The organism is Mesorhizobium sp. M7A.F.Ca.CA.002.15.2.1, from assembly GCF_003998715.1.
Lineage (GTDB): Bacteria > Pseudomonadota > Alphaproteobacteria > Rhizobiales > Rhizobiaceae > Mesorhizobium > Mesorhizobium ciceri.
The window spans coordinates 1-1,614 of the sequence record NZ_RZPI01000931.1; the positions used below are offsets into that span (position 1 = coordinate 1).

General features: G+C 66.0%; 2 protein-coding genes. Both read right to left on the minus strand.

What is annotated here, in order from left to right; genetic code table 11:
- Positions 1-384 (minus strand): FAD-binding oxidoreductase (locus ENZ74_RS31240; RefSeq protein WP_164761367.1); only part of this gene is annotated, 384 nt, incomplete at its 3' end.
- A gap of 8 nt (positions 385-392) precedes the next feature.
- The gene (locus ENZ74_RS31245; RefSeq protein ID WP_063167659.1) at positions 393-1,367 is read right to left on the minus strand and encodes an L-threonylcarbamoyladenylate synthase; all 975 of its coding nucleotides are present in this window, start codon (positions 1,365-1,367) and stop codon (positions 393-395) included.
- Between the last annotated feature and the right edge of the window lie 247 nt (positions 1,368-1,614).

Sequence of the window (1,614 nt, forward strand, 5' to 3'; positions counted from 1 at the left end):
ATCCTGCAGCGTCTGCAGGATGACACCGGCCTCGACCGTCACCGTGTTGGACAGGACGTCGATCTCGCGGATGCGGTTCAGCCGCGACAGCGACAGGACGATTTCGCGCCCGGACCTGTCCGGCACCTGCGCGCCGACCAGCCCGGTGTTGCCGCTTTGCGGCACGATCGGCGTTCCCGTCTCGGTCGCCAGCCGCATGATCCGGCTGACCTCGTCGAGGCTGCCCGGCCGCAGCACCAGCGACGTCGCGCCGTGCCAGAGCCCACGTCGCTCAATGAGGTAGGGCGCGATGTCCTGCTGATCACGCAGCGCATATCTGTCGCCGACGATCGCAGCGAAGCGATCGATGAGGGCGGGATCGAGTGTCTCTGTGATTTCGATCATGGGGGAAACTATGTTGCGGGTTGCGTGATGTCACGAGGGGCGGCTGCACGCGACAGCCGATCGTTGATCGCTTCGCCGAGCCCGTCGCAGGGAATAGGCTCGACGGCGATGGTGCGCGCGCCGCTGCGGTCGAGTGCCTGCATACAGGCGAACAGATTGCTCGCCGCTTCGCGCAGGTCACCGGTTTCGGACAAATTGAGGAAGGCTTCGGCGCGGTGCCAGCCTTGTGCCCTCTGGCCGCCGAAGCCGAGCAAAGCCTCGCCCTCGCCGACCGTGCCGGCATTGAGCCGCATCGCGGCACCTGGCGCATAGTGCGAGGCAAGCATGCCCGGCGCCTCGATACTGGCGGTGCCGCCGCGCAACAATTCCATGCCGATGGCGGCCTCGATCTCCTCGGCAGCGATGCCGCCGGGCCTCAGCAGCCGCATTCTTTCCCCCTCGGCCTTGAGAATCGTCGATTCCAGCCCGACCGGGGTTGCGCCGCCATCGACCACCAGCTTTATCCGCGCACCGAGATCGGCTGCCACCGCTTGCGCGGTCGTTGCGCTGATCCTGCCGGATGAATTGGCGCTGGGCGCGGCAAGCGGGCGGCCGAGCCTGGCGATCAGATCGCCGCCAAAGCCCCTCGGCATGCGCAAGGCGATTGTATCGAGCCCGGCGGTGACGAGCGGATGGATGCCGTTGCCGGGCCGTTGCGGCAGCACCAGCGTCAGCGGACCGGGCCAGAACGCGCGCGCGAGTTTCTTCGACAGCGGATCGAACAGCGCGAGGCGCTCGGCCATCGCCATGTCGGCGACATGGGCGATCAGCGGGTTGAAGCGCGGCCGCCCCTTGGCTTCGAAGATGCGCGCGACGCCGATGCCGTTGGTCGCGTCGCCAGCCAGCCCGTAGACGGTTTCCGTCGGGATGGCGACGACATCGCCCTCCCTGAGCAGCGCCAGCGCCCGCTCCAGCGCCTCGCCCGAGCCAAGTATTTCAGCCACTCTCGTCACCTCACAGATGCGGGGTGCGTAGTACGATGGCGGCCATTGGGCAAGTCGGCTGTTGGGTAACCGTTTGTTGGCGAGCAGGAGCATTGGCGATTTATCAATCCCTAAAATGCTATGGTTCCACGAAAGCCGGCATCAATTCCGGCCTGCTATCGAACAGCTTCTGGGCAAAGGGGAGCGACATCAGTGTCTGCGCGTATCCTGCTGGGTATCATTCTTGCTGTTGCGGCCGGCGAAGCCC